Source organism: Yinghuangia seranimata (assembly GCF_029953285.1).
In the GTDB taxonomy this organism is placed as follows: Bacteria; Actinomycetota; Actinomycetes; order Streptomycetales; family Streptomycetaceae; genus Yinghuangia; species Yinghuangia seranimata.
Window position 1 is genome coordinate 55,858 of the sequence record NZ_JASAOI010000056.1, and the last position, 23,365, is coordinate 79,222.

Sequence of the window (23,365 nt, forward strand, 5' to 3'; positions counted from 1 at the left end):
CGTATGGTGGGCCTGACGAGACACCCGGACCCACGGTGGAGCGCATGCCCGACGAGCGGACCCAGGATGGGCACCGGATCGACGGCCGGAGGACCCCGGCCGGCGATTCGAAGGACCATCACATAGCGCTGCCCGACCTCGACGACGCCGAGGCCGTCCAGCACTCGATCGCCGACATGGAGGAGATCGTCCTCGGCGCGCCCCGGCGTTATACGTCGGGCCAGGTCGCGCACATGGTCGGCGTGCCGTTGGAGGAGGCCCGCCGGTTGTGGCGGGCGCTTGGTTTCGCCGACTTCGGCCCGGCCCGCGCGTTCACCGACGCGGACGTCGAGGCGCTGCGGCACCTGCTGGACCTGATCGGGTCGGGCCTGCTGCCCGAGCCGGTGGCGGCGCAGTTCGTGCGGTCGGTCGGCCAGACGATGGCCCGGTTCGCCGAGTGGCAGACCGAGGCGTGGCTCGAGTACATCGGCGGCGAGCTGACCGGTGAGCGCTCCGAGCAGGTCGTCGGCGGCGCGGGCGACGTGATGCCGGAGCTGGAACCCCTCGTCCTGTACGCCTGGCGGCGGCACTTGGCGGCGGCGACGACGCGGGTGATGGAGTCGCTGACGGACCACAACACGGTGGGGCAGCGCCTCGCCGTCGGGTTCGCGGACCTGGTCGGGTTCACCCGTATGTCGCGGAACCTGTCGGAGGCCGAACTCGGGCGGCTCGTCCAGACGTTCGAGGACGCCGCGACGGACGTCATCATGGCGATGGGCGGCCGTCTGGTGAAGACGCTCGGCGACGAGGTGCTGTTCGTCGCGTTCAAGCCGGAGAGCGCGGTCGAGCTGGGCCTGCGGCTGGTCGAGGCGATGGCGGCGGAGCCGGTGCTGCCGGAGCTGCGGGTCGGTATCGCGTACGGCCAGGTGCTGTCCCGCATGGGCGACGTGTTCGGCACGACGGTGAACCTGGCGAGTCGGCTGACCGCGCTGGCGCCGAAGAACACCGTGGTGATCGACCGCGAGCTGGCGGTGGCGCTGGGCGAGGAGCCGGCGTTCGACCTGCAGCCGATGTGGCGGCGCCCGGTGCGTGGCCTGGGCCTGGTGGAGCCGTGGACGGTGGCGCGGCACACGGTGCGCGGCCCCGACGGGGTGGCGCCCGAGGACGAGGACGAGGCGGGCACGCCGATACCGGACCAGGCGGGCCCGGTCGGCTGAGGCCGGTATCAGGCCAAGCGGGTCCGGTCAGCTGAGCTTGCGTCGAAGTTCGCGCAGGGCGGGCCGGAACAGGTCGCGTTCGAGGCGGCGGACCTGGTCGCGGGCGCGTTCGGCGCTGTCCTCGGGGCAGGCGTAGCGCACCGACCACTCCACGCGGGCCATGGTGCCGCCGATGATCGACTCGACGTGCAGGGTGGCGACGCAGGCGCCGGTGAGCCGGATCCCGCACGGGTGCCGGTCGAGGCCGAGGACCTCGTAGGTGTAGTGCCGGGCGGTGTCGTCGTGCTCGACGAGGCGTTCGCTGAGCAGTTCGCCGGCGGGGGTGCGGACGACGCGCAGGCGCGGCGGCGGCCCGTCCGTCGCGGTACCGGCCGCGCGGGCCCCGGCCCCGTCGACCACCGGCAGCGGGTACCAGGCCGACGGGTCGCGGAAGTCCCGGACGATGCTCCACACCTGCGCGGCGGGCCGGTCGATGACGGTCGTGACGGAGAGGGTCGGCACGGGTCCTCCCTGCCGGGGCGGATGCCGTGGTTCGGCCGCCGTGCGCTGAACGCCCCGACTCGGCTCGTGTTCGCGACCGTACTCCGTCGCGGCGGCGCGGGGGAGGGGGCGGCGCGCGCCAGGCGTCCGGTGGGGGCGCGCGGCCGACACGGCGCCCGCCCCCCGGATGGATTCCGGCTATTCGGGTTCAGTTCGGGAGGACCGCTCGATGTCGGGTCGGTCTGCGACGGTACGGACACGCGGCGTCGCCAGGTCGGTACAGAGGAGTAGGGTGCGGAGGGTGCGGACGGAGGGTCCCGAGGTGTCCGTGTGGCCGACGTGCGGCCGAATGGCACCGCCGGGATGTTCCGCAGGGGGATGACCAACAGCAAGCGAGCGCTCTGTGACGGATCGTCGACAGATGCTGCCTTTTTCTGCTGCGAATACGGCAAATAGCGACATACTCTGAGTGGATCAGGCGGGTGATACCGCAGCCGCGATCGTCGTGCGGGCGCGCCTTGTGGCGCCCGGTCGGCGACGCCTGCGGCGGTGCCCGCGGACCTGTGGAGGCGAGGTGAGGAAAGTCGTAGCGCGCGCGGATCCGCAAGGGCACGACCGCCCCGAACCCGGTGACCGGCTGACCGTCTCCGGCGCGCCGCCCGCCCCCGGCGGCCCCGCGCCCGCCTCGGCCGCGCCCGCCGCCGACACAGGCACCACCGCTCCGGACGCCGCGCGGCGCCTGCACGCGGTGATGGAGCTCGCGAAGGCGCTGGCGAGCGCGCACACGCTGATGGACGTCGTCGGCATCTCGGCGCGCCAGGCCCGGCTGGCCATGGACGCCTCCCTCGCGTCGATCTCGGTGTGGGAGCGCGACTCGGGCCGCCTGCGGGTGCTGGTCAACGACGGCGACCTCGCGGAGGGCGAGGAGGCGCTGCCGCACGCGGAGACGTACGCGGTCACCGACTTCCCCGAGATCATCGACCCGGCGACGTGGCCGACCACGTGGTCGAACACGGTCGACGACCACGACAGCGACCACGAGCGCGTGGTGGCGCTGCGCCGCCGCGGCCGGCACGGCTGCATGGTCGCGCCGATCATGGTCGAGGGCCGGGTGTGGGGCGAGCTGTACCTCGCGCGCCGCGCCGAGCAGCCGCGCTTCGACGCCGTGGACGCCGAGTTCGCCGCGGTGCTGGCGGCGCAGATCTCGGCGGGCCTCGCGCAGGCCGAGCACTACCAGCGCATCGAGAAGCTGGCGTTCACCGATCCGCTCACGGGGCTGGCGAACCGCCGCGCGATCGACCAGCGGCTGGACGCGGCGATGGCCCGGCACTACCGCGAGGGCATCGTGGTCAGCCTGATCGTGTGCGACGTCAACGGGCTCAAGCGGCTCAACGACGAGCGCGGGCACGACGTCGGCGACCGCCTGCTGGAGCGGTTCGCGGACCAGCTGTCGGCGTGCAGCGCGATGCTGCCGGGCTCGATGGCGGCGCGCCTCGGCGGCGACGAGTTCTGCGTGCTGGCCGAGGGGTTCAGCCCGGACGAGGTCGTCGCGGTCGCCGAGGAGCTGTGCCGGCGCGCGCTGCGCATGCACGACGGCGAGGGCGTGGCGTGCGGCGTGGCCTCGACGGGCGACCCGGTCGGGCCGGTGACCAGCGCCGACCGGCTGTTCCGGCTGGCGGACGCGGCGCAGTACCGGGCCAAGGGCAGCCGGGCGATCCACCCGGTGGTGGCCGGGCGCGGCCAGCCGCCGGACCTGACGGTGTCGCTCGCGGGCGACGAGACGGGCCCGGGCCCCGAGCCGGGCGCGGCGGGTATGCCGCACCGTGACCGGCGGCGGTTCCGCGGCGCGCTGCACAACGCCGAGCCGGGCCGGCTGCTGGCGGCGGTCCTCGCGGCGCTGGACGAGCGCGAGCCGGGGCGGGTGCACCGGGCGGACACGCTGGGCCGGCTGGAGATCGTCGCGGACACCTTCGCGCGGGCGCTGGACGGTGTCGCGTGGTGGATCTCGTACGTCGCGCCGCACGGCCGGGCGCTGCGCACCGTGCGCTACTCGATCCACCGCATGACGGGCACGCCGAGTGCCGCGCGGGCCCGCTACGAGGCGACGACGACCGAGTACGACCTGGCCGCCTACCCGGCTTCGGCCGAGGCGGTGCGCGGCGGCGGCTTCGTGCAGCAGGTCGGCGACCCGGGCAACGACCCGGCGGAGGAGGACCTGCTGCTGATCGGCGGCTACAAGGCGATGGTCGTGGCGGGCGGCACGAACGCGGCGGGCGGATGGCTGGTCGAGGTGTTCACCGACGACATGAGCCTCCCGGTGACGGGCCTGGACCCGGTGCTGCGCGCGCTGGTCGCGGTGGCCCTGACGGGCGGGGCGTCGCTGCCGGAGTAACCGCGGGCCCGCCGCCCGAAGTCCCCGCGGGCCCACCCGATCAGGCGACCCGCGGCACTTCAGCCCCCCGGCCGCCCGTTGTGGCCGCAGGGGGTGCATCGACCACCACTAGGCCCATGTTCGTCCGCCGTTATACAACGACCCGGTCGGTGCGGCTGTAGACGTTCGCGCCCTGTCCGCGCAGGAAGCCGACGAGCGTCACCCCGGCGTCCTCCGCGAGTTCGACGGCGAGCGACGACGGTGCCGACACGGCCGCGAGCAGCGGGATCCCAGCCATCGCGGCCTTCTGCGTCAGCTCGAACGACGCGCGCCCGCTGACCGCGAGCAGCAGTCCGCGCAACGGCAGGCGGCCGTCGCGCAGCGCCCAGCCCACGACCTTGTCGACGGCGTTGTGCCGGCCGACGTCCTCGCGCACGCACACCGGTTCGCCGTCGGCGGTGAACAGCCCGGCCGCGTGCAGGCCGCCGGTGCTGTCGAAGACGCGTTGGGCGGCGCGGAGGCGGTCGGGCAGGGCGTACAGCACGTGCGGGGCGACGCGCAGCGGGTCGGCGGCGACGTCGTGCCGGGCCATGCGCCGCAGCCCCTCGATGCCGGCCGTCCCGCAGATGCCGCACGCGCTGGAGGTCCACACGCCGCGCTGCAGCCCGGGGTCGAGCGGCGGGACGTGCGCGCCGAGGACGGCGTCGACGACGTTGTACGTGTTGCGGCCGTCCTCGTCGGCCCCGGCGCAGTAGCGCATCCCCGCGAGGTCGCGGGCCTCGCCGACGACGCCCTCGGACACGAGGAACCCGGCGACGAGGTCGAAGTCGTCGCCGGGGGTGCGCATGGTGACCGTGAGGGTGCGGCCGCCGACGCGGATCTCGAGGGGTTCCTCCGCGGTCAGCGTGTCGGTGCGGCGCGCGGTCGCGTCGCCGTCCAGGCGCAGGATCTTGTGGCGGCTGGTCACCCGGCCCACGGTGCGGCCCCTTCGTGGTTCTTGCGGTTGTGTGCGGTCAGCGGTCAGCGGTCAGCGGTCGATTCGGCGGTCTGCGGTTTCGTGGCGCGTCCGGTGCCCCGGTCGTGCCTCGTCCCCGTCCAGTGTTCCAGCGCGGCGAGCGGTTTCCGCCCTCGGGCACGGATCGGCGGCCGCCCGGGCCCCCATAATGTCGTCAGCTATGCACATAATGTGCGGGTGAATAAGGATCTGCACAACCCGTCGCACGAGACCGGCGCCACCCCCGCTTCGGTCACCGTCGCCGAGGCCGGCCTGACCCCGGCCGACGTCCTCGCCGTCGCGCGCGGCGCGGCCCACGTCGACCTGTCCCCGCGCGCCGTCAAGGCGATGGCCGCCAGCCGTGCCGTCGTCGACGACCTGGCCGCGTCCCCGCGCCCGGTCTACGGCGTGTCCACAGGCTTCGGCGCGCTCGCCACCCGGCACATCAGCGCCGAACTGCGCACCCGCCTGCAGCACTCGCTCGTGCGCTCGCACGCGGCCGGCATGGGCCCGCGCGTGGAGACCGAGGTCGTGCGCGCCCTGATGCTGCTGCGCCTGAAGACCCTCGCGTCCGGCCGCACCGGCGTGCGCCCCGAGGTCGCGCAGGCGATGGCCGGGCTGCTCAACGCCGGCATCACCCCGGTCGTCCACGAGTACGGCTCGCTCGGCTGCTCCGGCGACCTCGCGCCGCTGTCGCACTGCGCGCTCGTGCTGACCGGCGAGGGCGAGGCCGAGGGCCCCGACGGCGTGGTGCGCCCCGCCGCGGAGCTCCTCGACGCGCACGGCCTGACGCCCGTCGAGCTGCGCGAGAAGGAGGGCCTGGCCCTCATCAACGGCACCGACGGAATGCTCGGCATGCTGCTCATGGCCATCGCCGACCTGTCGGCGCTGTTCACCGCCGCCGACGTCACCGCCGCGATGACGCTGGAGGCGCTGCTCGGCACCGACCGCGTCCTCGACCCGGCGCTGCACGCCATCCGCCCGCACCCGGGCCAGGCGGCGAGCGCCGACAACATGAAGCGCGTGCTGGCGGGCTCCGGCATGACCGGGCACCACCAGGACCAGAAGCCGCGCGTCCAGGACGCCTACTCGGTGCGCTGCGCGCCGCAGGTGGCGGGCGCGGGCCGCGACACCCTCGCGCACGCCGCGCTGGTCGCCGAGCGGGAGCTGGCCTCGGCGGTCGACAACCCGGTCATCCTCGACGACGGCCGCATCGAGTCCAACGGCAACTTCCACGGCGCGCCGGTCGCGTACGTGCTGGACTTCCTCGCCGTCGCGGTCGCCGACCTCGGCTCGATCGCCGAGCGCCGCACCGACCGGCTGCTCGACCCGGCCCGCTCGCACGGCCTGCCCGCGTTCCTCGCGGACGACCCGGGCGTCGACTCGGGCCTGATGATCGCCCAGTACACGCAGGCCGCGCTGGTGTCCGAGTGCAAGCGGCTCGCGGTGCCCGCGTCCGTCGACTCGATCCCGTCCTCCGCGATGCAGGAGGACCACGTGTCGATGGGCTGGAGCGCGGCCCGCAAGCTGCGCACCGCGGTCGACAACCTTGCGCGGATCCTCGCCGTCGAGCTGGTCGCCGCCGCGCGCGCCACCGACATGCGCACCCAGTCCGGCGACCTGGCGCCGGCGCCGGCGACCGCCGCGGTCATCGAGGCGCTGCGCGCCGCCGGTGTGCCGGGCCCCGACGCCGACCGGTTCCTGTCCCCGGAGCTGGCCGCCGCGGAGGAGTTTGTACGCTCGGGCGCGCTGGTCCGGGCCGCGGCCTCGGTCGCCGGCCCGCTGGCCTGACCGCGCGGCATCCGCACGGGTGCCGGGTCGGCCCGCGGGAGCGGCCGACCCGGCACACGGACCGGGGGAGAGGAGGGATGATGGACGGCGACCAGGACAGGCGTGAGGGCGGGGGCGTGCGGGTGGCGGAAGACGGGGGCGCCGGCGTGCACACCGACGCGCGGGCTGACGCGCGGACCGGCACCTCGACCGACCCGACCGGCACCTCGACAGACCCGGCCGGCACTCCGGGCGACACGCTGAGCGACACCCCGACCCACCCCGACGGCACGGCGAACGGCCTGCGCGCCGGCCTGGACGCGCCCGCCGAGAGCCCCTCGTCGCGGCTGCTCGCGCTGTTCGAGGAGCACCGCCTCACCCCGACCCAGCGCCGCATCGCGCACTGCCTCGTGCGGCACGCGGGCGAGGCGCCGTACCTCTCCAGCGTCGAGGTGGCCGCGCTCGCCGGGGTCAGCCAGCCGTCCGTGACCCGCTTCGCGGTGGCGCTCGGCTTCGACGGCTACCCCGCGCTCCGCGCCCGGCTGCGCACGCTCGGCCTACCCGTGCGCACCGAGACCGAGGCCGAGGTGCACCGCAACGAGTACGTGGGCGCGGTGCACGCCGAGATCACCAACCTCACCAGGCTCGCCGAGACGCTCGCCGACCCGGGCCCGGTCGGCCGCGCCGCGGCGCTGCTCGCCGACTCGCGGCCGCTGGTCGTCCTCGGACTGCGCACGGGCATGGCGCCGGCGCGCAGCTTCGGCTACTTCGCCGCCAAGGTGCTGCCCGAGGTGCGGGTGCTGGACGAGGGCGGCTCGCTGCTCGGCGACCGCCTCGACCAGGCGCGCGCGGCCGGCGCCACGGGCCTGCTGTGCTTCGCGCTGCCGCGCTACCCGCGCGAGCTGACGGACGCGCTGCGCACCGCGAAGGACCTGGGCCTGCGGGTGGTCACCATCGCGGACGGGCCGTTCGCGCCCGCCGCCGCGCTGTCCGACGCCGTGCTGGTGGCCGGCGTGAGCGGCCAGCTGGTGTTCGACTCGTGCGGCGCGCCGATGCTGCTGGGCCAGGTGCTGCTGCAGGCGATGTGCGACATCACGCCGGGGCGCGCTCAGGCGCGCCTGGAGGAGTTCGACCGGCTCGCCATGGAGCGCGGGCTGTTCGAGGCCTGACCGGCCTTCACCCGCCGGGGTCGGGCCGTCGCGCCGACCCGGCCCGGTGCGTTCACGGCCGGCGCGCGCGTCCCGCCTGCCGGTAGCGCTGCTGCGCCTGCCACGCGTCGTCCGGCTGCCCGGCGCGCCCCCAGACCAGTCCCACGAGGACGCCGACGAGAGCGGCGCCGCCCGCGATGAGCGCGGTCGAGGCGTAGCGGGGTGTGCTGAGCAGGAATCCGCCGCCGCAGAACAGCAGGCCGGTGAGCAGCATGAGCGTGACGACGCCGCTCTCGCGCACCCGCGTGCGACCGAAGGCCAGCAGGGCGGCGGCGGTGCCCGCGCCGAGGGCGCCGAGCGCCGTGACGGCCCAGATCAGCTGCTCAAGTTGCATCGCGTTGCGGCCTGCGCCTCTCACGTTGGATCAACGACCGACTGGTCGTTGATCACATAGCGGACAAAATCCTGCCAAAAGCGTAACCCGCGCGGGATGAGGACCCTGTTCGACCACCCTGAAGACGAGATACATTCACTCCATCAGTCTCTGAAGATTTCCATGCAAGGGATGGACGCCATGACGGACACGACCGGCGCGCGCCCGGTCCGCGCCCCGCGCGGCACGCAGCTGAACACCCAGGGCTGGGCCCAGGAGGGTGCGCTGCGCATGCTCATGAACAACCTCGACCCCGAGGTGGCCGAGCACCCGGACAAGCTGGTCGTGTACGGCGGCACCGGCAAGGCGGCGCGCGACTGGCGCTCGTACGACGCGATCGTCCGCACCCTGCAGACCCTCAAGGGCGACGAGACCCTCCTCGTGCAGTCCGGCCGGCCGGTCGGCGTCATGCAGACGCACGAGTGGGCGCCGCGCGTGCTGCTCGCCAACTCCAACCTGGTCGGCGACTGGGCGAACTGGGAGGAGTTCCGCCGCCTGGAGTCCGCGGGCCTGACCATGTACGGCCAGATGACCGCCGGCTCGTGGATCTACATCGGCACCCAGGGCATCCTCCAGGGCACCTACGAGACGTTCGCCGCGGTCGCCGCCAAGCGCTTCGGCGGCACCCTCGAGGGCACCATCACCCTCACCGCCGGCCTCGGCGGCATGGGCGGCGCCCAGCCGCTGGCCGTCACCATGAACGGCGGCGTGGCGATCTGCATCGAGTGCGACCCGTCGCGCATCGAGCGGCGCATCGAGCACCGCTACTGCGACGTGCGCGCCGACAGCGTCGACGAGGCGCTGCGCCTGGCCGTCGAGGCCCGCGACGCCCGACGCCCGCTGTCCATCGGCCTGCTCGGCAACGCCGCCGAGATCGTCCCGCAGCTGCTCGCGATGGACGCGCCGATCGACATCGTCACCGACCAGACCAGCGCCCACGACCCGCTGGCGTACCTGCCGATCGGCGTCGCGTTCGAGGACATGGCGGAGTACGCCCGCGACAAGCCGGCCGAGTTCACCGTCGCGGCCCGCGAGGCGATGGCCCGCCACGTCGAGGCGATGGTCGGCTTCCAGGACAAGGGCGCCGAGGTCTTCGACTACGGCAACTCGATCCGCGGCGAGGCCAAGCTGGCCGGCTACGAGCGCGCGTTCGACTTCCCCGGCTTCGTCCCGGCGTACATCCGCCCGCTGTTCTGCGAGGGCAAGGGCCCCTTCCGCTGGGCCGCGCTGTCCGGCGACGCGAAGGACATCGCCGCGACCGACAAGGCCGTGCTCGACCTGTTCCCGGAGAACGAGTCGCTGTCCCGCTGGATCAAGATGGCCCAGGAGAAGGTGCACTTCCAGGGCCTGCCGGCGCGCATCTGCTGGCTCGGCTACGGCGAGCGCGACAAGGCCGGCGAGCGGTTCAACGACATGGTCGCCTCCGGCGAGCTGTCCGCGCCGATCGTCATCGGCCGCGACCACCTGGACTGCGGCTCGGTCGCGTCGCCGTACCGCGAGACCGAGGCCATGCTCGACGGCTCGGACGCGATCGCCGACTGGCCGCTGCTGAACGCGATGGTCAACGTCGCGTCCGGCGCCTCGTGGGTGTCGATCCACCACGGCGGCGGCGTCGGCATCGGCCGCTCCATCCACGCCGGCCAGGTCACCGTCGCGGACGGCACCAAGCTGGCCGGCGAGAAGATCCGCCGCGTGCTGACCAACGACCCCGGCATGGGCGTCATCCGGCACGTCGACTCCGGCTACGACCTGGCCGCCGACGTCGCCGACGAGCGTGGCGTCCGCGTCCCGATGCGCGAGGGCGACGGCCCGAACAGCATCGACGGCGAGGGCATCAAGCCGTGACCTTCGAAGAGATGTGGCGGGACCTGCTGCCGGTCGGGCGCGACGCCCGCACCGGCGGCTACCGCCGGTTCGCGTGGAACGCCGCCGACCTGGAGTGCCGCGCGTGGTTCCGCGAGCAGGCAGAGGCGCGCGGCCTGCGCTACGAGACGGACCGCAACGGCAACCAGTGGGCGGTCCACGGCGACCTCGCCGCGGGGGACGCCGTCGTCACCGGGTCCCACCTGGACTCGGTGCCCGACGGCGGTGCCTACGACGGTCCGCTCGGCGTCATCTCCTCGTTCGCCGCGTACGACGGACTCCTGGCGCGCGGCGCCGACTTCCACCGGCCCTTCGCGATCGTCAACTTCGGCGACGAGGAGGGCGCGCGGTTCGGCGTCGCATGCGTCGGCTCGCGCCTCGCGGCGGGCGTGCTCTCCCCGGAGCAGGCCCGTGAGCTGCGGGACGCCGACGGCGTCCGGCTGCCCGACGCGATGGCCGCCGCCGGCTACGACCCCGAGCGGATCGGGGCCGACCCGGAACTGCTCGGCCGGATCGGCGCGTTCGTCGAACTGCACGTCGAGCAGGGCCGCCACCTCGTGGACGTCGACTCCGCGGTCGGCGTCGCGTCGGCGATCTGGCCGCACGGCCGCTGGCGCTTCGACTTCCACGGCGAGGCCAACCACGCCGGCACCACGCGCCTGGTCGACCGCCGCGACCCGATGCTGACCTACGCGACGACCGTGCTGGCCGCGCGCAAGAAGGCCCGGCTCGCGGGCGCCGTGGCGACGTTCGGCAAGGTCGCCGTCGAACCCAACGGCACCAACGCCATCGCGTCGCTCGTGCGCGGCTGGCTCGACTCGCGCGCTCCCGAGGAGGAGGTGCTCGACCAGGTCGTCACCGAGATCGAGCGCGCCGCCCGGGAACGCGCGGAACGTGACGGCACCAGCGTCGACGTCACCCGCGAGTCGTACACGCCGGTCGTCGAGTTCGCCGGCGGCCTGCGCGACCGCATCGCCGACCGGCTCGGCGGCGCCCCGGTCCTCCCGACCGGCGCCGGGCACGACGCGGGCATCCTCTCCGCGACGCTGCCCACCGCCATGGTGTTCGTGCGCAACCCGACCGGGGTGTCGCACTCGCCGGCCGAGTCCGCCGAGACCGCCGACTGCCTGGCCGGCGTCGACGCGCTCACGGACGTCCTCGCCGACCTGCTGTCCGACAAGGAAGCCACCGCATGAGCCTGCTCTGGTGCGAACTGGTGCACACCCGCACCGGCATCGAACGCGACGTGGTGCTCGAGGTCCGCGACGGTCGCATCGCCGATGTGCGGCCGGACACCCCGGTGCCGCCGCCCGGCGCCGAGGTCCGCCGCGGCCTCACCCTCCCGGGTTTCGCCAACGCGCACTCGCACGCGTTCCACCGCGTGCTGCGCGGCCGGACGCAGGCCGGCTCGGGGACGTTCTGGACGTGGCGCGAGATGATGTACTCCGCCGCGGCCAGGCTCGACCCCGACACGTACCTGGCGCTCGCCCGCGCCGTGTACGCCGAGATGGCGCTCGCCGGCATCACCTCCGTCGGCGAGTTCCACTACCTGCACCACGCGCCGGACGGAAAGGCGTACGCCGACCCCAACGCCATGGGCCTCGCCCTCATCGAGGCCGCGCGGCAGGCCGGCATCCGCATCACGCTGCTCGACACCTGCTACCTCACCGGCGGCATCGGGCAGCCGCTGACCGGGACGCAGCTGCGCTTCGACGACCGCGACGCCGAGACGTGGGCCGCCCGCGTCGACGCGCTCAAGGACGACGAGCAGGTCCGCATCGGTGCGGCCGTGCACTCGGTGCGGGCCGTTCCGGCGGCGCAGATCCCGGTCGTCGCCTCGTGGGCGGCCGGGCGCGGCGCGCCGCTGCACGCGCACGTGTCGGAGCAGCCGGCGGAGAACGCGTCGTCGGTCGAGGCGTACGGCGCCACCCCGGTCGGGGTGTTCGCCGACGCGGGGGCGCTCGACCGGCGGTTCATCGCGGTGCACGCCACGCACCTGACCGACCGCGACATCGCCGCGCTCGGCGGGTCGGGGGCCGGCGTGTGCCTGTGCCCGACGACCGAGCGCGACCTCGCCGACGGCATCGGTCCGGCCGGCGAACTGGCGCGCGCGGGCGTCCCGCTGTCGCTGGGCACCGACAGCCAGGCGGTCATCGACATGTTCGAGGAGGCCCGCGCGGTCGAACTCGACGAACGCCTGCGTACCGGCACCCGCGGCCACTTCACCACCGCCGCGCTGCTGTCCCACGCGACGGTCCTCGGCCAGGCCGCGCTCGGCTGGCACGACGCGGGCCGCATCGAAAAGGGCGGCCTCGCGGACCTGGTGACCGTGGGCCTCGACTCCGTCCGCCTCGCCGGGACGGTCCCGAGGCTGGCCGCCGAGTCGGCGGTCTTCGCCGCCACCGGCGCCGACGTGACCCACGTGATGGTCGCAGGCCGCACGATCGTCGAGGACGGGCGCCACACGCTCGTCGACGACGTCCCGCGCGAACTCGCCGCGTCCATCGGAGCCCTGGTCGAGTAACCCGGAGGCGCACGAGCCGGCCGCCCCACCCCACGGCCGGCCCGTGCGCACCGCCCGACGAGGGGGCGGCCTGACCGACACCCCGGGTCCGGCTGACCCAACCACCGCCCGGCCCGACCCCACCGCCGCCCGGCCTGACCCCACCACCGCCCGGCCCGACCCCACCGCGTGGCAACCTCGCCCGCCTCGACCCACCGCCCGACCCCGTCCGGGTGACCCCCGGCACCTTCCGCCCCTCACCGCCCGTTGTGGCCGCAGGGGGTCCACCAACCCGCACACGGACCACGTTCGTCCCGCCGCCCACCCACCCCGCCTGGAGCCGTTCCCCGTGACCTCTCTGCTCGTCCACAACATCGGCAGTCTCGTCACCAACGACCCCGCCCTCGGTGACGGCCCGCTCGGGCTGCTTCGCGATGCCGCCGTCGTGGTCGACGGCGGGCGGGTCGCGTGGGTCGGTGCGTCGGCCGACGCGCCGGCCGCCGACGCGAGCCACGACGCCGCCGGGCGCGCGGTGATCCCCGGCTTCGTCGACTCGCACGCGCACCTGGTGTTCGCGGGCGACCGCACCGCCGAGTTCGCGGCGCGCATGGGGGGTCAGGCGTACGCCGCGGGCGGCATCCGCACGACCGTCGCGGCGACCCGTGCCGCGTCCGACGAGGAGCTGGCCGCCAACCTCGACCGCCTGGTCGCCGAGGCCGCCCGGCAGGGCACGACGCTCATCGAGTGCAAGTCCGGCTACGGCCTGACCGTCGACGACGAGGCCCGTGCGCTGCGGCTCGCGCACCGCGTCACCGACGAGGTCACCTACCTCGGCGCGCACGTCGTCGCCCCCGAGTACGCCGACGACCCGGCCGGCTACGTCGACCTCGTCACCGGCCCGATGCTCGACGCGTGCGCCCCGCACGCCCGCTGGGTCGACGTCTTCTGCGAGCGCGGCGCCTTCGACGGCGACCAGGCCCGCGCGATCCTGACCGCCGGCATGGCCCGCGGCCTGACCCCGCGCGTGCACGCGAACCAGCTCGGCCACGGCCCGGGCGTGCAGCTCGCGGTCGAGCTCGGCGCGGCGTCCGCCGACCACTGCACGCACCTGACGGACGCCGACGTCGACGCGCTCGCGAACTCCGACACGGTCGCCACGCTGCTGCCGGGCGCCGAGTTCTCGACGCGCGCCGTCTACCCCGACGCCCGCCGCCTGCTGGACGCCGGCGCTACCGTCGCGCTGTCCACGGACTGCAACCCGGGCTCGAGCTTCACCACCTCGGTGCCGTTCTGCATCGCGGTCGCCGTCCGCGACATGCGCATGACCCCCGACGAGGCGGTCTGGTCTGCGACGGCCGGCGGCGCCCGCGCGCTGCGCCGCACCGATGTGGGCGTTCTCACCCCGGGCGCCCGCGCCGACCTCGTCGAGCTGGACGCGCCGTCGCACGTGCACCTGGCCTACCGCCCCGGCGTGCCGCTGGTCCGCACGGTCTGGCGGGCCGGCGAGGTCGTCGCGGGCGGCTGACCGGGCCCGGCACCCTGACAATCCGTCAGACTTTGGGCGGTCGGAGTTACGGGGGTACCCCTGTTCGAACCTCCGGCCGTCGTGGATACTCCCCAGTAACCCTCACGACCAGACGCGTGGCCGGGACCAGCCGTCAGAGCAGGCCCGGACATGCGCGTACACGAGAAGGAGGCGCCTGGTGGGCCGCCTTGCGCAGACCGACGGGCTGACCGACGTCCAGCGGGAGATCCTCTCCACCGTCCGCACCTTCGTGGACAAGCAGATCATCCCCGTGGCGACGGAGCTCGAGCACCGGGACGAGTACCCGACGGAGATCGTCGAGGGCATGAAGCAGATGGGGCTGTTCGGCCTCATGATCCCGGAGGAGTACGGCGGTCTCGGCGAGTCCCTGCTGACCTACGCGCTGGTCGTCGAGGAGATCGCGCGCGGCTGGATGAGCGTGTCCGGCATCATCAACACGCACTTCATCGTCGCGTACATGATCAAGCAGCACGGCACCGAAGAGCAGAAGAACTACTTCCTGCCGAAGATGGCCGAGGGCGAGATCCGCGGCGCGTTCTCGATGTCCGAGCCGCACTGCGGCTCCGACGTGTCGGCGATCCGCACCAAGGCGGTCAAGGACGGCGAGTTCTACGTCATCAACGGCCAGAAGATGTGGCTGACGAACGGCGGCACGTCCAACCTGGTCGCGGTCCTGACGAAGACCGACGAGGGCGCGGACTCGGTCTACCGCAACATGACGACCTTCCTGATCGAGAAGGAGCCGGGCTTCGGCGAGACCCGCCCGGGCCTGACCGTGCCGGGCAAGATCGACAAGATGGGCTACAAGGGCGTCGACACCACCGAGCTCGTGCTCGACGGCGTCCGCGTCCCGGCCGACCGCATCCTGGGCGGGGTCCCCGGCAAGGGCTTCTACCAGATGATGGACGGCGTCGAGGTCGGCCGCGTCAACGTCGCCTCGCGCGGCTGCGGTGTCGCCCAGCGCGCGTTCGAGCTCGGCGTGCAGTACGCGCAGCAGCGCGAGACGTTCGGCAAGCAGCTCGCCGACCACCAGGCGATCCAGTTCAAGCTCGCCGAGATGGCCACCAAGGTCGAGGCCGCGCACCAGATGATGGTGATGGCGGCGCGCAAGAAGGACGCGGGGGAGCGCAACGACCTCGAGGCCGGCATGGCGAAGTACCTGGCCTCGGAGTACTGCAAGGAGGTCGTCGAGGACGCCTTCCGCATCCACGGCGGCTACGGCTTCTCGAAGGAGTTCGAAATCGAGAGGCTGTACCGCGAGGCCCCGATGCTGCTGATCGGCGAGGGCACGGCCGAGGTCCAGAAGATGATCATCGGCCGCCGCCTGCTCGAGGAGTACAAGCTCCGCGGCTGACCGACGACACGTGTGGAGTGCCCGGGAAGGCGTATGCCGACCCGGGCACTCCGTCTTTGGTCGGACCACAGGCCGGTGATCAGGTCGGACGTCCGGCAACATCCCCCGTGAGACGCTGGAAGCGATGATCACCCCGCGCAGCCGTCTCCGCCCCGCCGTCCTCCTCCTCGCGGTCGGCGCGGTCGCGTACAGCTCGTGGATCCTCGAGATCGCCCTCCCGACCCGGCTCAGCACGGTCAACGGCTTCGCCAGCGAGCTCTTCGCCGCCGACCAGCCGTACCGGTGGGTGTTCGGCGGCCTCGACATCGTCGCGGGCGTGTGTGCCGCGCTCGCCGCGGTGCTCGTCCTGAGCGCGACGTTCGGCCCGAGGCCGGCTGTGCGCTGGGCGTATCTCGGCTGGGCGGCGCTCGCGGTGTTCGGCGTCGCGACCGTGCTGGACGTCGTCTTCCCGCTCGACTGCGCGCCCTCACTCGCCGGGTGCAAGGCGCGCGAGCAGGCCGGGCGGCTGTCGTTCACCCACGACGTGCACCTGGTGACCAGCGTCGTCGCCAACATCGCCGCGCTGGTCGCGATATGCGCGCTGTGGCGCGCCGCCCGCGCGGGCACGGTACGCCCGTCGGTCTCCCGTACCGCCGGGGCCGTGCTGTTCTGGATCGCGCTCGCGGCCACGCTCACCACGACGCTGCTGAGCCTGCACGACATGCGCGTCGACGTCCCGGCGTTCCTGACGCGCGGGCAGGGAGTGCCGCAACGCGTCCAGGTGGGCCTCATAGCGTTGTGGATGGCGGTCGCCGCCGCGTCGCTGCGGCGTGGGTCGCGCACGGGCCGGGATGATGGCGCGCGTACGGGTACGAGCGGGGCCGGATCGGGGAGGACCACATGGCAGTCGCAGGCGGCAGGCCGCCGGGTGAGTTCGTCGGTGTGGACGGCGTCGTCCTCCACACCGTCCGACAGGGCCGCGGGCCTGCCGTAGTCGTGACCAGCGGGCTGGGCGGCGCCTGGTTCGACTGGGACTTCGTCGTGCCCGGGCTCGCCGACGAGTGCGAGGTCGTGCGGTTCGACCGGCCGGGGCTCGGGTTCAGCCAGGCCGACCGCGAGCCGCCGACGCTGCGCCGCGAGGCGGAGCGCATCCGGGGGCTGCTGGACACGCTCGGCGTGCCGGGGCCCTACGTGCTGGTCGCGCACTCGTTCGCGGCCTTCCACGCCGAGGCGTTCGCGCGCCTGTACCCGGGCATGACGGCGGGCCTGGTGCTGGTCGATCCGAGTGTGGAGGCCGCGCCGCGTCCGCTGCCGGCGAGGGGCGCGCGGCTCGCGGCCTGGCGCGCGATCGGTGCGGGTGCCCGGCTGACCGGCGTGTCCCGGCCGCTGGGCCCGGCGTTGCGCAGGCTGGCCGTGCTCGCGCTGTCCCGCACCCGCCGGGACGCGGCCGACCCGGCGCTGATGCGGCGCGCGTACGGCTCGGGCCGGTTCCTGACCGCGGCCTTCACCGAGAACACCACCTACCGCGACCAGGCCGCCGATCTGATCGAGCTGCGCCGCGGCCTCGACCTGCCGGACGTCCCGCTCCGGGTGCTCGCCGCGGCCGGCAGCCGGGAGACGCTCGCCGCCCGCGCCCGCTGGCTCCGCGAGCAGCGCGCCCTGGCGGCCCTGGCCCCGCGCGGCCGCTGCGACGTCCTCGACGACGCGGCCCACCTGCTGATGCTCGACCGCCCCGACGCCGTGGTGGCGGCCGTCCGGGAGGTCCTCGCCGAGGCGAAGTGACCGCGGCCGCCGACGGCGGATCGGTCGGGCGGCGGATCGGGCAGGCGACAGGCAGGCCGCGCCCCGTCCCCGGCCGCCTCGCGCGCGCCATCCGTGCCGCGGCCCTCCTCGGCCCGAGACCGCCGTCGGACTCGCACTCGCCGACGCCGACCCGCCGGGCCACCCGCGCCCCGCCACCCGGCCGCATGCGGAGACCGTTGCTCCAGGCCGATCCGATGGGACGCCTCCAGGCCCATCCGATGGGACGCCGCGCGCCGCCACCCGTCTGTACGCGGAGACCCCTCCCGTCAGGCCGTCCGTCCCGTGTCGATCCCGGCTATTCGGGTAAACGCTGTCGAAGCGGGCGGTCGGCCCGATCGTCGAGCGGCACACGGAGTGGCGGCATGTTCGGACAGGAGCGCATCCCTTCTGCGGCGGCCAACGGCACGCCCGCGACCGGCGGCGAGGTCATCGCGTCGTACACCGACTACGCCGGGGCGCAGCGCGCCGTCGACTATCTCTCGGACAACGAGTTCCCGGTCGAGCACACCTCGATCGTCGGCGCCGACCTGCGGCTGGTCGAGAACGTGCTGGGGCGACTGGACGCGAAGCGGGCCTCGCTGGCCGGGGCGGCGAGCGGGGTGTGGTTCGGCCTGCTGATCGGGGTGTTCCTCGGGGTCTTCGCGCAGCGCGCGACCAGCTGGGCCTGGATCGTGCTGATGGGCCTGCTGTGGGGCGCGCTGGCGGGTGCGCTGTTCGGGTGGCTGGGGTACCGGGCGATGGGCGGGCGGCGGGACTTCGTGTCGTCGTCCCAGATCATCGCGGCCCGCTACGACGTGCTCGTGGCACCGGAGTTCGCCGAGCGGGCGCGCAACATCGTCGGGCGGCTCAGCCTCTGAGCCGCTGAGTCTCTGCCGCCGCCGGGCCGAGGGCGGCCCTAGAGCCAGCCGTTGCGCCGGAACCCGCGGTGGATCACCAGACACACCGTCAGGGTCACGGACATCACCATGGGATAGCCGTACTTCCAGCGCAGTTCCGGCATGGTGTCGAAGTTCATGCCGTAGATCCCGGCGATCATCGTCGGCACCGCGAAGATCGCGACCCACGCCGAGATGCGCCGCATGTCCTCGTTCTGCGCGACGGTCACCTGGGCGAGGTTGGCCTGCAGGATCGAGGTCAGCAGCTCGTCGAAAGATGCGACCTGCTCGCTGACCCGCGCCAGGTGGTCCTCGACGTCGCGGAAGTACTCGCGGATGTCGGGGTGGACCTGCCGCATCGGCAGCTCGGAGAGCTTGTTGAGCGGCCGGGCGAGCGGCGTGACGGCCCGCTTGAGCTCGAGCACCTCGCGCTTGAGCTGGTAGATGCGGCCCGCGTCGCCGGAGCCGCGCCCGCCGAAGACCTCGTTCTCGACGTCGTCGATGTCGTCCTGCAGCGACTGGGTGACCTCGAGGTAGGTGTCGACGACCCGGTCGGCGACCGCGTGGAGCACCGATGACGGGCCGGCGCTGAGGAGTTCGGGGTTCTCCTCGAGGCGGTGCCGCAGTTCGCCGAGGCCGCCGTGCAGGCCGTGCCGCACGGTGATGACGAAGTCGCGGCCGAGGAAGACCATGATCTCGCCGGTCTCGACGACCTCGCTGGTGGCGGTGAGGTGCTCGTGCTCGACGTAGCGGACCGTCTTGAAAACGGCGAACAGCGTGTCGTCGTAGCGCTCGAGCTTGGGCCGCTGGTGGGCCTTGACGGCGTCCTCGACGGCGAGCGGGTGGAGGTCGAACCGTTCGGCGATGCCCGCGAGTTCGGCGGCGGTGGGCTCGTGGAGGCCGATCCACACGAAGCCGTCCCCGCGGGAGTGGACGTCGCGGATGGCGTCCTCGGCGTTCGCGCAGGCCGGCTGCCGGCGGCCGCCGCGGTACACGGCGCAGTCGACGACGCAGTTCCCGGTCACCGGATCATCCAGGACCGCGGACAGCTGCGCCTTGTGGCGGGTCAGCGGCGGGCGTACGGCGGCGCGCAGGTCGCGGATCATCGACATGGCGGGCTCCTTCACAGGAGGGCGCGCGTCAGAGCACGGCGCTTCCCCGGACGCGCGAACGCGCAAGGGACGCCTGCCCCGGTGCGGGCGGCGACGACAGGACTGAGGTGAGGCAGTCCGGCATGGCGGTGCGGGGAAACGCCGCGGGTCCCGGGTCGCGCGGCGGCGTCGGTGCGACGGGAGTGCTGCCTCCGGGCTGAAGGCCGGGGGAACGTCGCGGGGAACGCCGGGGCGGCGGGGGACGGGTGGCGCTACGAGAAGGCGCGGGCCGTGCCGGGGTATCGAGGGAGGTCGGGTGAACCGCCGGTACTGCACGATGGGCCGGTATGCACCACTACCACCTCCCTCGGCCTGTCCCCGCTGGGGGCACCTTTCGACGCGGACAACGTCCGCGTACCGTCCGGGTATTTCCGAACGGGCCAGCAAATCAGGGTAGCAGGCGTGAAGTTGCGACACGGGCGTGTCCGTGGGAACCGCGTACGATGCGCGCATGCTCGACTTGACGCCGCATCACGACCTGCCCGATCCCGTACCGGCCGTCGAGGCGCACCTGACCGGGGCGTTCGGCGAACCGTCGGGGCGGGCCGGTGTGACGTTCGTCGGGACGGACCGCGTCGAGGTGCTGCGCTTCGGCCCGGACGAGGCCGGTGTGGTGCGGTACGCGACGCTGGGCATGGCCCGCGCCCCGATGACGGACCCGGCCGCGGCGCTCGCCGACCCGGTGCGCGGGCCGCGTGCCGAGCTGGTGCTGTCGGTGCGCGGCGCGCACGACTCGGTGCTGCGCCCGCTGGCGGTGCTGGCGGCGTCGCCGCAGGTGGAGGGTGTTGTGGTGGCGCCGGGGGCGTCGTTGGACGTGGGCGGCCCGCTGTGGGACGGCGCGGCGTTCACCGCGGTCCTGGTCGCCGAGCCGGGCGGCCTGGTGCCCGACCTGGAGTTGCCGGAGCCGGCCGAGCCGGTGCGGTTCCTGCCGCTGCTGCCGATGACCGCGGCGGAGACGGCGTGGAAGCGGGTGCACGGCGGCGAGGCCCTGCAGGAGCTGTGGCTGACCCACGGGACCGATCTGCGGGACCCGAACCGCCGCGCGGTGCCGCTGGGTTGACGGCGGGTTGACGGCGGTCCGGGGCCGGTCGGCGAGAGGCTGCGGGCTCAGGGAACGAGCAGCACAGGGCACGGCGCGCGGTGCACGACGGCGTCGCTGACGCTGCCGAGGAACAGCCGCGCGAGCCCCGTGTCGCGGCGCGCGCCGAGGACGAGCAGGTCGGCGCCGAAGTCCTTGGCCTGGTCGAGCACGGCGTTGGGGACGTCGGCGCGCAGCGTCTCGTCGGTCCAGCCCTCGACGGACTCGACCCCGGCGGCGCGGAGCGTGTCGACGGCGCCGGTGACGGCCTTGGTCGCCTCCTCGGCGCTCTCCTCGACGACTGCGCCGCCGCCCGCGGCGCCGGCCACGACGTCGAGGGTCTGGACGTGCAGGACCCGCACCGTCGCGTCGAAGGCGTTGGCGAGCGCTGCGGTGCGGGCGAGGACGTCGGTCGTCTCGGGGGTGGTGTCGACGGCGACGAGGATGCGTGCGTACATAACGGCTTCCTTGCTCCTTGTGGGATCGGGGCCAATGCATGCACTGTACATCCATTTTCCTGCGGGCCCGGGGTGTGACGCGGTCGGCGGGAGGGGCGCCTACCTGTGGGTAACCGCCGTCGGGGATGATGTGCCGCAGAACCCCACGGGGCTCCCCGAGAGAGGACCGCATACACCATGCAGTTTGGCCGCTACTACGAGGAGTTCGAGGTCGGTGCGATCTACAAGCACTGGCCCGGCAAGACGGTCACCGAGTACGACGACCACCTGTTCTGCCTGCTCACGATGAACCACCACCCGCTCCACATGGACGTCAACTACGCCGAGAAGACGACCGACTTCGGCAAGAACGTCGTGGTGGGCAACTACATCTACTCGCTGCTGCTCGGCATGTCCGTCCCGGACGTGTCCGGCAAGGCGATCGCCAACCTGGAGATCGAGTCGCTGCGCCACGTCGCGCCGACCTTCCACGGCGACACCATCTACGGCCAGACGCTCGTGCTCGACAAGTGGGAGTCCAAGTCCAAGGACGACCGCGGCGTCGTCTACGTCGAGACCAAGGGCTACAAGCAGGACGGCACCCTCGTCTGCGTCTTCAAGCGCAAGGTCATGGTCCCGAAGACCTCCTACGGCGAGGCCCGCGGCGGCGAACAGCCCGGCCGCCCGGAACTCCGCGAGGCCTGACCCGCCCCGTATGACCCCCACCCCGCCGGCCCCGGCCGCGCCCGCCCCCTGAGGCGGCGCGGACCGGGGCCGGCGGCGCGTTCAGCGCGGTCAGGCGTTCGGAAGGTCGTTCCAGTGCGGGTACGAGGACTGGGCGCCTTCGCGGGTTGTGGCGGCGGTGCCGGCGCGTACCGCCAGGGCCACGGCGGCGGCCAGGTTGTCGCCGGAGGCGAGGCGCCAGGCGAGGGCGCCTGTGAAGGCGTCGCCCGCTCCTGTGGTGTCCACGGCGTGCACCTGCGGGGCGGGGATGTGGACGAGGTCGTCGTCGCCCTCGGCGTAGGCGGCACCCGCGGCGCCCAGCGTCATGACGAACGAGCGGGGCGCGGCGTCGCGCCGACGCAGGGCGAGCAGTGCGCGGCGGGCGCGTTCCAGCGGCGGGGGTTCGGAATCGGTCGGTTCGGAATCGCTCGGGAGGGCGGCTGGTGCGGGGGCTGTCGGTTCGGGGTCCCGCGCGTCGGTGCCCGCGTCGTCCGGTTCCGGGGCCGCGAGCAGCCCCGGGCCGGCCTCGTGTTGGTTGACGACGAGTGGGTCGCAGAGGCGCAGGAGCCGGGCGGGCGCGTGCCACGGCCCGGGGGACGGGTTCATCACGACCCGTGTGCCGTACGCCGCGCACGCCGCCATGACCGCGGCGACCGTCTCGAGCGGGATCTCCAGCTGCAGCGAGACCACGTCCACCGCACGCAGCGCCGGTTCGAGTGCGGTCACGTGTTCCGGCCGGAACTCCGCGTTGGCGCCCGGGGCGACGGTGATCGTGTTCTCGCCGTTCGCGTCGACCGTGATGAGCGCGACGCCGCTCGGGCCGTCGTCGACCGTCACCAGCGAGGTGTCCACCGCGTCGTCGCGCAGTGCGCGCAGCAGCATGTCGCCGTACGCGTCCGAGCCGATCCGTCCGGCGAACCGGAGTCGCGCGCCGAGCCGCGCCGCCGCGACGGCCTGGTTCGCACCCTTGCCGCCGGGGTGCACGGCAAGGCTCCCGCCGAGCACCGTCTCGCCCGGGCGCGGATGGCGCGGGACGCGCACGACCAGGTCGGCGTTGACCGATCCGACCACGAGCAGCCGGGGCTCCCCGGCGTCGCCGCGGTCGGTCCGGCGCGTCACACGACCCCCGGCACGTTCCACTCGCGAAGCGTGTCCAACAGCCCCTCGCTGAGCGGCATCGCGGCCAGCTCGCCGGGCGGGAACCACCGCGCGTCCTCGGCGTCGTCGCCGGCGCGCAGGGCGCCGCCGTGGACGATGCAGGCGTAGTCGCGGATCGCGTACGTGCGGCCCTCGGGCGCGGGCCGCAGCACGGCGCCGACCAGCGGCCCGACGGTGACGTCGAGCCCGGTCTCCTCGCGCATCTCGCGGACCAGCGCCTCGGCGTCCGACTCGCCGGCCTCGACCCGGCCGCCGGGGAGCGACCAGAGCCCCTTCCCCGGGGGCGTGCCGCGCAGGATGAGCAGGATCCGCCCCTCACCGTCGAGGACGATCGCGCCGACACAGGGAGTAGCCCGCATAGCCGGAGCGTATCCGCCGTTAGGCCGAAAGGGGTGGTGTACGCGGCGGTCACCGGCCGCGTGTCGACCGCGGGGAGCGGAAGACGTCCATCCGGTTGTCTCCCGATCCGGGTCGAACGCGGTTCGACCGAGCCGCCGCCGGGC

At 73.8% G+C, this 23,365-nt stretch carries 21 protein-coding genes; 14 read left to right on the top strand and 7 right to left on the bottom strand.

The genetic code is table 11. The features are described 5' to 3' along the window. The first annotated feature begins 44 nt into the window (after positions 1-44). Positions 45-1,196, top strand: coding sequence for an adenylate/guanylate cyclase domain-containing protein (locus QI554_RS33120; RefSeq protein WP_281475404.1), 1,152 nt, complete (start codon positions 45-47; stop codon positions 1,194-1,196). A gap of 27 nt (positions 1,197-1,223) precedes the next feature. Here QI554_RS33120 and QI554_RS33125 read toward each other — a convergent pair whose 3' ends face one another. Further along, positions 1,224-1,697 (bottom strand): SRPBCC family protein, encoded by a 474-nt coding sequence (locus tag QI554_RS33125; protein WP_281475407.1) that lies wholly within the window; start codon positions 1,695-1,697, stop codon positions 1,224-1,226. A 553-nt stretch (positions 1,698-2,250) separates the two neighbouring features. On the opposite strand from QI554_RS33125, the gene QI554_RS43440 reads away from it, so the two are divergent. Next, positions 2,251-4,068 (top strand): sensor domain-containing diguanylate cyclase, encoded by a 1,818-nt coding sequence (locus QI554_RS43440; protein ID WP_343230836.1) that lies wholly within the window; start codon positions 2,251-2,253, stop codon positions 4,066-4,068. Positions 4,069-4,198: 130 nt separating this feature from the next. Here QI554_RS43440 and fdhD read toward each other — a convergent pair whose 3' ends face one another. Further along, positions 4,199-5,023: a formate dehydrogenase accessory sulfurtransferase FdhD gene (gene fdhD / locus QI554_RS33135; protein WP_281475409.1), complete on the bottom strand. Its 825-nt coding sequence runs from the start codon at positions 5,021-5,023 to the stop codon at positions 4,199-4,201. Positions 5,024-5,239: 216 nt separating this feature from the next. Here fdhD and hutH point away from each other — a divergent pair, with 216 nt between their 5' ends. Next, a complete protein-coding gene (hutH, locus tag QI554_RS33140) occupies positions 5,240-6,832 on the top strand; it encodes a histidine ammonia-lyase (protein WP_281475411.1) in 1,593 nt (530 codons plus the stop codon). Positions 6,833-6,954: 122 nt separating this feature from the next. Next, positions 6,955-7,980 carry a MurR/RpiR family transcriptional regulator gene (locus QI554_RS33145; RefSeq protein WP_425528099.1) on the top strand — a complete coding sequence of 342 codons (1,026 nt, stop codon included), beginning with the start codon at positions 6,955-6,957 and terminating at the stop codon, positions 7,978-7,980. Positions 7,981-8,032: 52 nt separating this feature from the next. Here QI554_RS33145 and QI554_RS33150 read toward each other — a convergent pair whose 3' ends face one another. Beyond that, positions 8,033-8,353, bottom strand: coding sequence for a hypothetical protein (locus tag QI554_RS33150; RefSeq protein WP_281475414.1), 321 nt, complete (start codon positions 8,351-8,353; stop codon positions 8,033-8,035). A 180-nt stretch (positions 8,354-8,533) separates the two neighbouring features. Here QI554_RS33150 and hutU point away from each other — a divergent pair, with 180 nt between their 5' ends. The 8 genes from hutU to QI554_RS33190 all read left to right on the top strand — a co-directional run bounded on the left by hutU (position 8,534) and on the right by QI554_RS33190 (position 18,297). Then, entirely contained in the window at positions 8,534-10,237 is a 1,704-nt protein-coding gene (gene hutU / locus QI554_RS33155) for a urocanate hydratase (protein WP_281475415.1), read from the top strand. Between the two features lie 11 nt (positions 10,238-10,248). After that, positions 10,249-11,451 (top strand): allantoate amidohydrolase, encoded by a 1,203-nt coding sequence (locus tag QI554_RS33160; protein WP_281475496.1) that lies wholly within the window; start codon positions 10,249-10,251, stop codon positions 11,449-11,451. Continuing rightward, positions 11,448-12,779 carry a formimidoylglutamate deiminase gene (locus QI554_RS33165; RefSeq protein WP_281475418.1) on the top strand — a complete coding sequence of 444 codons (1,332 nt, stop codon included), beginning with the start codon at positions 11,448-11,450 and terminating at the stop codon, positions 12,777-12,779. Before QI554_RS33160 ends, QI554_RS33165 begins: the two co-directional genes overlap by 4 nt. 328 nt (positions 12,780-13,107) lie before the next feature. Further along, positions 13,108-14,283, top strand: a complete 1,176-nt coding sequence (gene hutI, locus QI554_RS33170) for an imidazolonepropionase (RefSeq protein WP_281475420.1) — start codon at positions 13,108-13,110, stop codon at positions 14,281-14,283. A gap of 178 nt (positions 14,284-14,461) precedes the next feature. Next, complete coding sequence (locus QI554_RS33175; RefSeq protein ID WP_281475421.1) at positions 14,462-15,658, top strand: acyl-CoA dehydrogenase family protein; 1,197 nt, start codon at positions 14,462-14,464, stop codon at positions 15,656-15,658. A gap of 124 nt (positions 15,659-15,782) precedes the next feature. After that, a complete protein-coding gene (locus QI554_RS33180) occupies positions 15,783-16,631 on the top strand; it encodes a DUF998 domain-containing protein (RefSeq protein ID WP_281475423.1) in 849 nt (282 codons plus the stop codon). Continuing rightward, positions 16,538-17,419 (top strand): alpha/beta fold hydrolase, encoded by an 882-nt coding sequence (locus QI554_RS33185; RefSeq protein WP_281475425.1) that lies wholly within the window; start codon positions 16,538-16,540, stop codon positions 17,417-17,419. The genes QI554_RS33180 and QI554_RS33185 overlap by 94 nt, the downstream gene beginning before the upstream one ends. Positions 17,420-17,802: 383 nt before the next feature. Continuing rightward, positions 17,803-18,297 (top strand): YflT domain-containing protein, encoded by a 495-nt coding sequence (locus QI554_RS33190; protein ID WP_281475427.1) that lies wholly within the window; start codon positions 17,803-17,805, stop codon positions 18,295-18,297. Between the two features lie 38 nt (positions 18,298-18,335). Here the strand turns inward: QI554_RS33190 and corA are convergent, their stop codons facing one another. Beyond that, positions 18,336-19,427, bottom strand: coding sequence for a magnesium/cobalt transporter CorA (gene corA, locus QI554_RS33195; RefSeq protein ID WP_281475428.1), 1,092 nt, complete (start codon positions 19,425-19,427; stop codon positions 18,336-18,338). A gap of 490 nt (positions 19,428-19,917) precedes the next feature. Here corA and QI554_RS33200 point away from each other — a divergent pair, with 490 nt between their 5' ends. Further along, positions 19,918-20,526, top strand: a complete 609-nt coding sequence (locus tag QI554_RS33200) for a suppressor of fused domain protein (RefSeq protein ID WP_425528093.1) — start codon at positions 19,918-19,920, stop codon at positions 20,524-20,526. Positions 20,527-20,573: 47 nt separating this feature from the next. On the opposite strand, the gene QI554_RS33205 is transcribed toward QI554_RS33200, so the two are convergent. Beyond that, the gene (locus QI554_RS33205) at positions 20,574-21,002 is read right to left on the bottom strand and encodes a universal stress protein (protein WP_281475430.1); all 429 of its coding nucleotides are present in this window, start codon (positions 21,000-21,002) and stop codon (positions 20,574-20,576) included. A 177-nt stretch (positions 21,003-21,179) separates the two neighbouring features. Here QI554_RS33205 and QI554_RS33210 point away from each other — a divergent pair, with 177 nt between their 5' ends. Continuing rightward, positions 21,180-21,686 carry a MaoC family dehydratase gene (locus tag QI554_RS33210; RefSeq protein ID WP_281475431.1) on the top strand — a complete coding sequence of 169 codons (507 nt, stop codon included), beginning with the start codon at positions 21,180-21,182 and terminating at the stop codon, positions 21,684-21,686. A gap of 90 nt (positions 21,687-21,776) precedes the next feature. On the opposite strand, the gene QI554_RS33215 is transcribed toward QI554_RS33210, so the two are convergent. Both QI554_RS33215 and QI554_RS33220 read right to left on the bottom strand, forming a co-directional pair. Beyond that, entirely contained in the window at positions 21,777-22,823 is a 1,047-nt protein-coding gene (locus tag QI554_RS33215; protein WP_281475433.1) for a ribokinase, read from the bottom strand. Further along, positions 22,820-23,221, bottom strand: coding sequence for an NUDIX hydrolase (locus tag QI554_RS33220; RefSeq protein WP_281475435.1), 402 nt, complete (start codon positions 23,219-23,221; stop codon positions 22,820-22,822). The genes QI554_RS33215 and QI554_RS33220 overlap by 4 nt, the downstream gene beginning before the upstream one ends. Positions 23,222-23,365 lie beyond the last annotated feature (144 nt).

Bases quoted from the DNA above. Each gene is read 5' to 3' on its own strand.
- corA (WP_281475428.1), bottom strand. From the start codon at position 19,427: ATGTCGATGATCCGCGACCTGCGCGCCGCCGTACGCCCGCCGCTGACC.
- QI554_RS33190 (WP_281475427.1), top strand. From the start codon at position 17,803: ATGTTCGGACAGGAGCGCATCCCTTCTGCGGCGGCCAACGGCACGCCC.
- QI554_RS33160 (WP_281475496.1), top strand. From the start codon at position 10,249: ATGTGGCGGGACCTGCTGCCGGTCGGGCGCGACGCCCGCACCGGCGGC.
- hutU (WP_281475415.1), top strand. From the start codon at position 8,534: ATGACGGACACGACCGGCGCGCGCCCGGTCCGCGCCCCGCGCGGCACG.
- QI554_RS33210 (WP_281475431.1), top strand. From the start codon at position 21,180: ATGCAGTTTGGCCGCTACTACGAGGAGTTCGAGGTCGGTGCGATCTAC.
- QI554_RS33165 (WP_281475418.1), top strand. From the start codon at position 11,448: ATGAGCCTGCTCTGGTGCGAACTGGTGCACACCCGCACCGGCATCGAA.
- QI554_RS33205 (WP_281475430.1), bottom strand. From the start codon at position 21,002: ATGTACGCACGCATCCTCGTCGCCGTCGACACCACCCCCGAGACGACC.
- QI554_RS33180 (WP_281475423.1), top strand. From the start codon at position 15,783: ATGATCACCCCGCGCAGCCGTCTCCGCCCCGCCGTCCTCCTCCTCGCG.
- QI554_RS33120 (WP_281475404.1), top strand. From the start codon at position 45: ATGCCCGACGAGCGGACCCAGGATGGGCACCGGATCGACGGCCGGAGG.
- QI554_RS33150 (WP_281475414.1), bottom strand. From the start codon at position 8,353: ATGCAACTTGAGCAGCTGATCTGGGCCGTCACGGCGCTCGGCGCCCTC.
- QI554_RS33185 (WP_281475425.1), top strand. From the start codon at position 16,538: ATGGCAGTCGCAGGCGGCAGGCCGCCGGGTGAGTTCGTCGGTGTGGAC.
- QI554_RS33220 (WP_281475435.1), bottom strand. From the start codon at position 23,221: ATGCGGGCTACTCCCTGTGTCGGCGCGATCGTCCTCGACGGTGAGGGG.
- QI554_RS33200 (WP_425528093.1), top strand. From the start codon at position 19,918: ATGCTCGACTTGACGCCGCATCACGACCTGCCCGATCCCGTACCGGCC.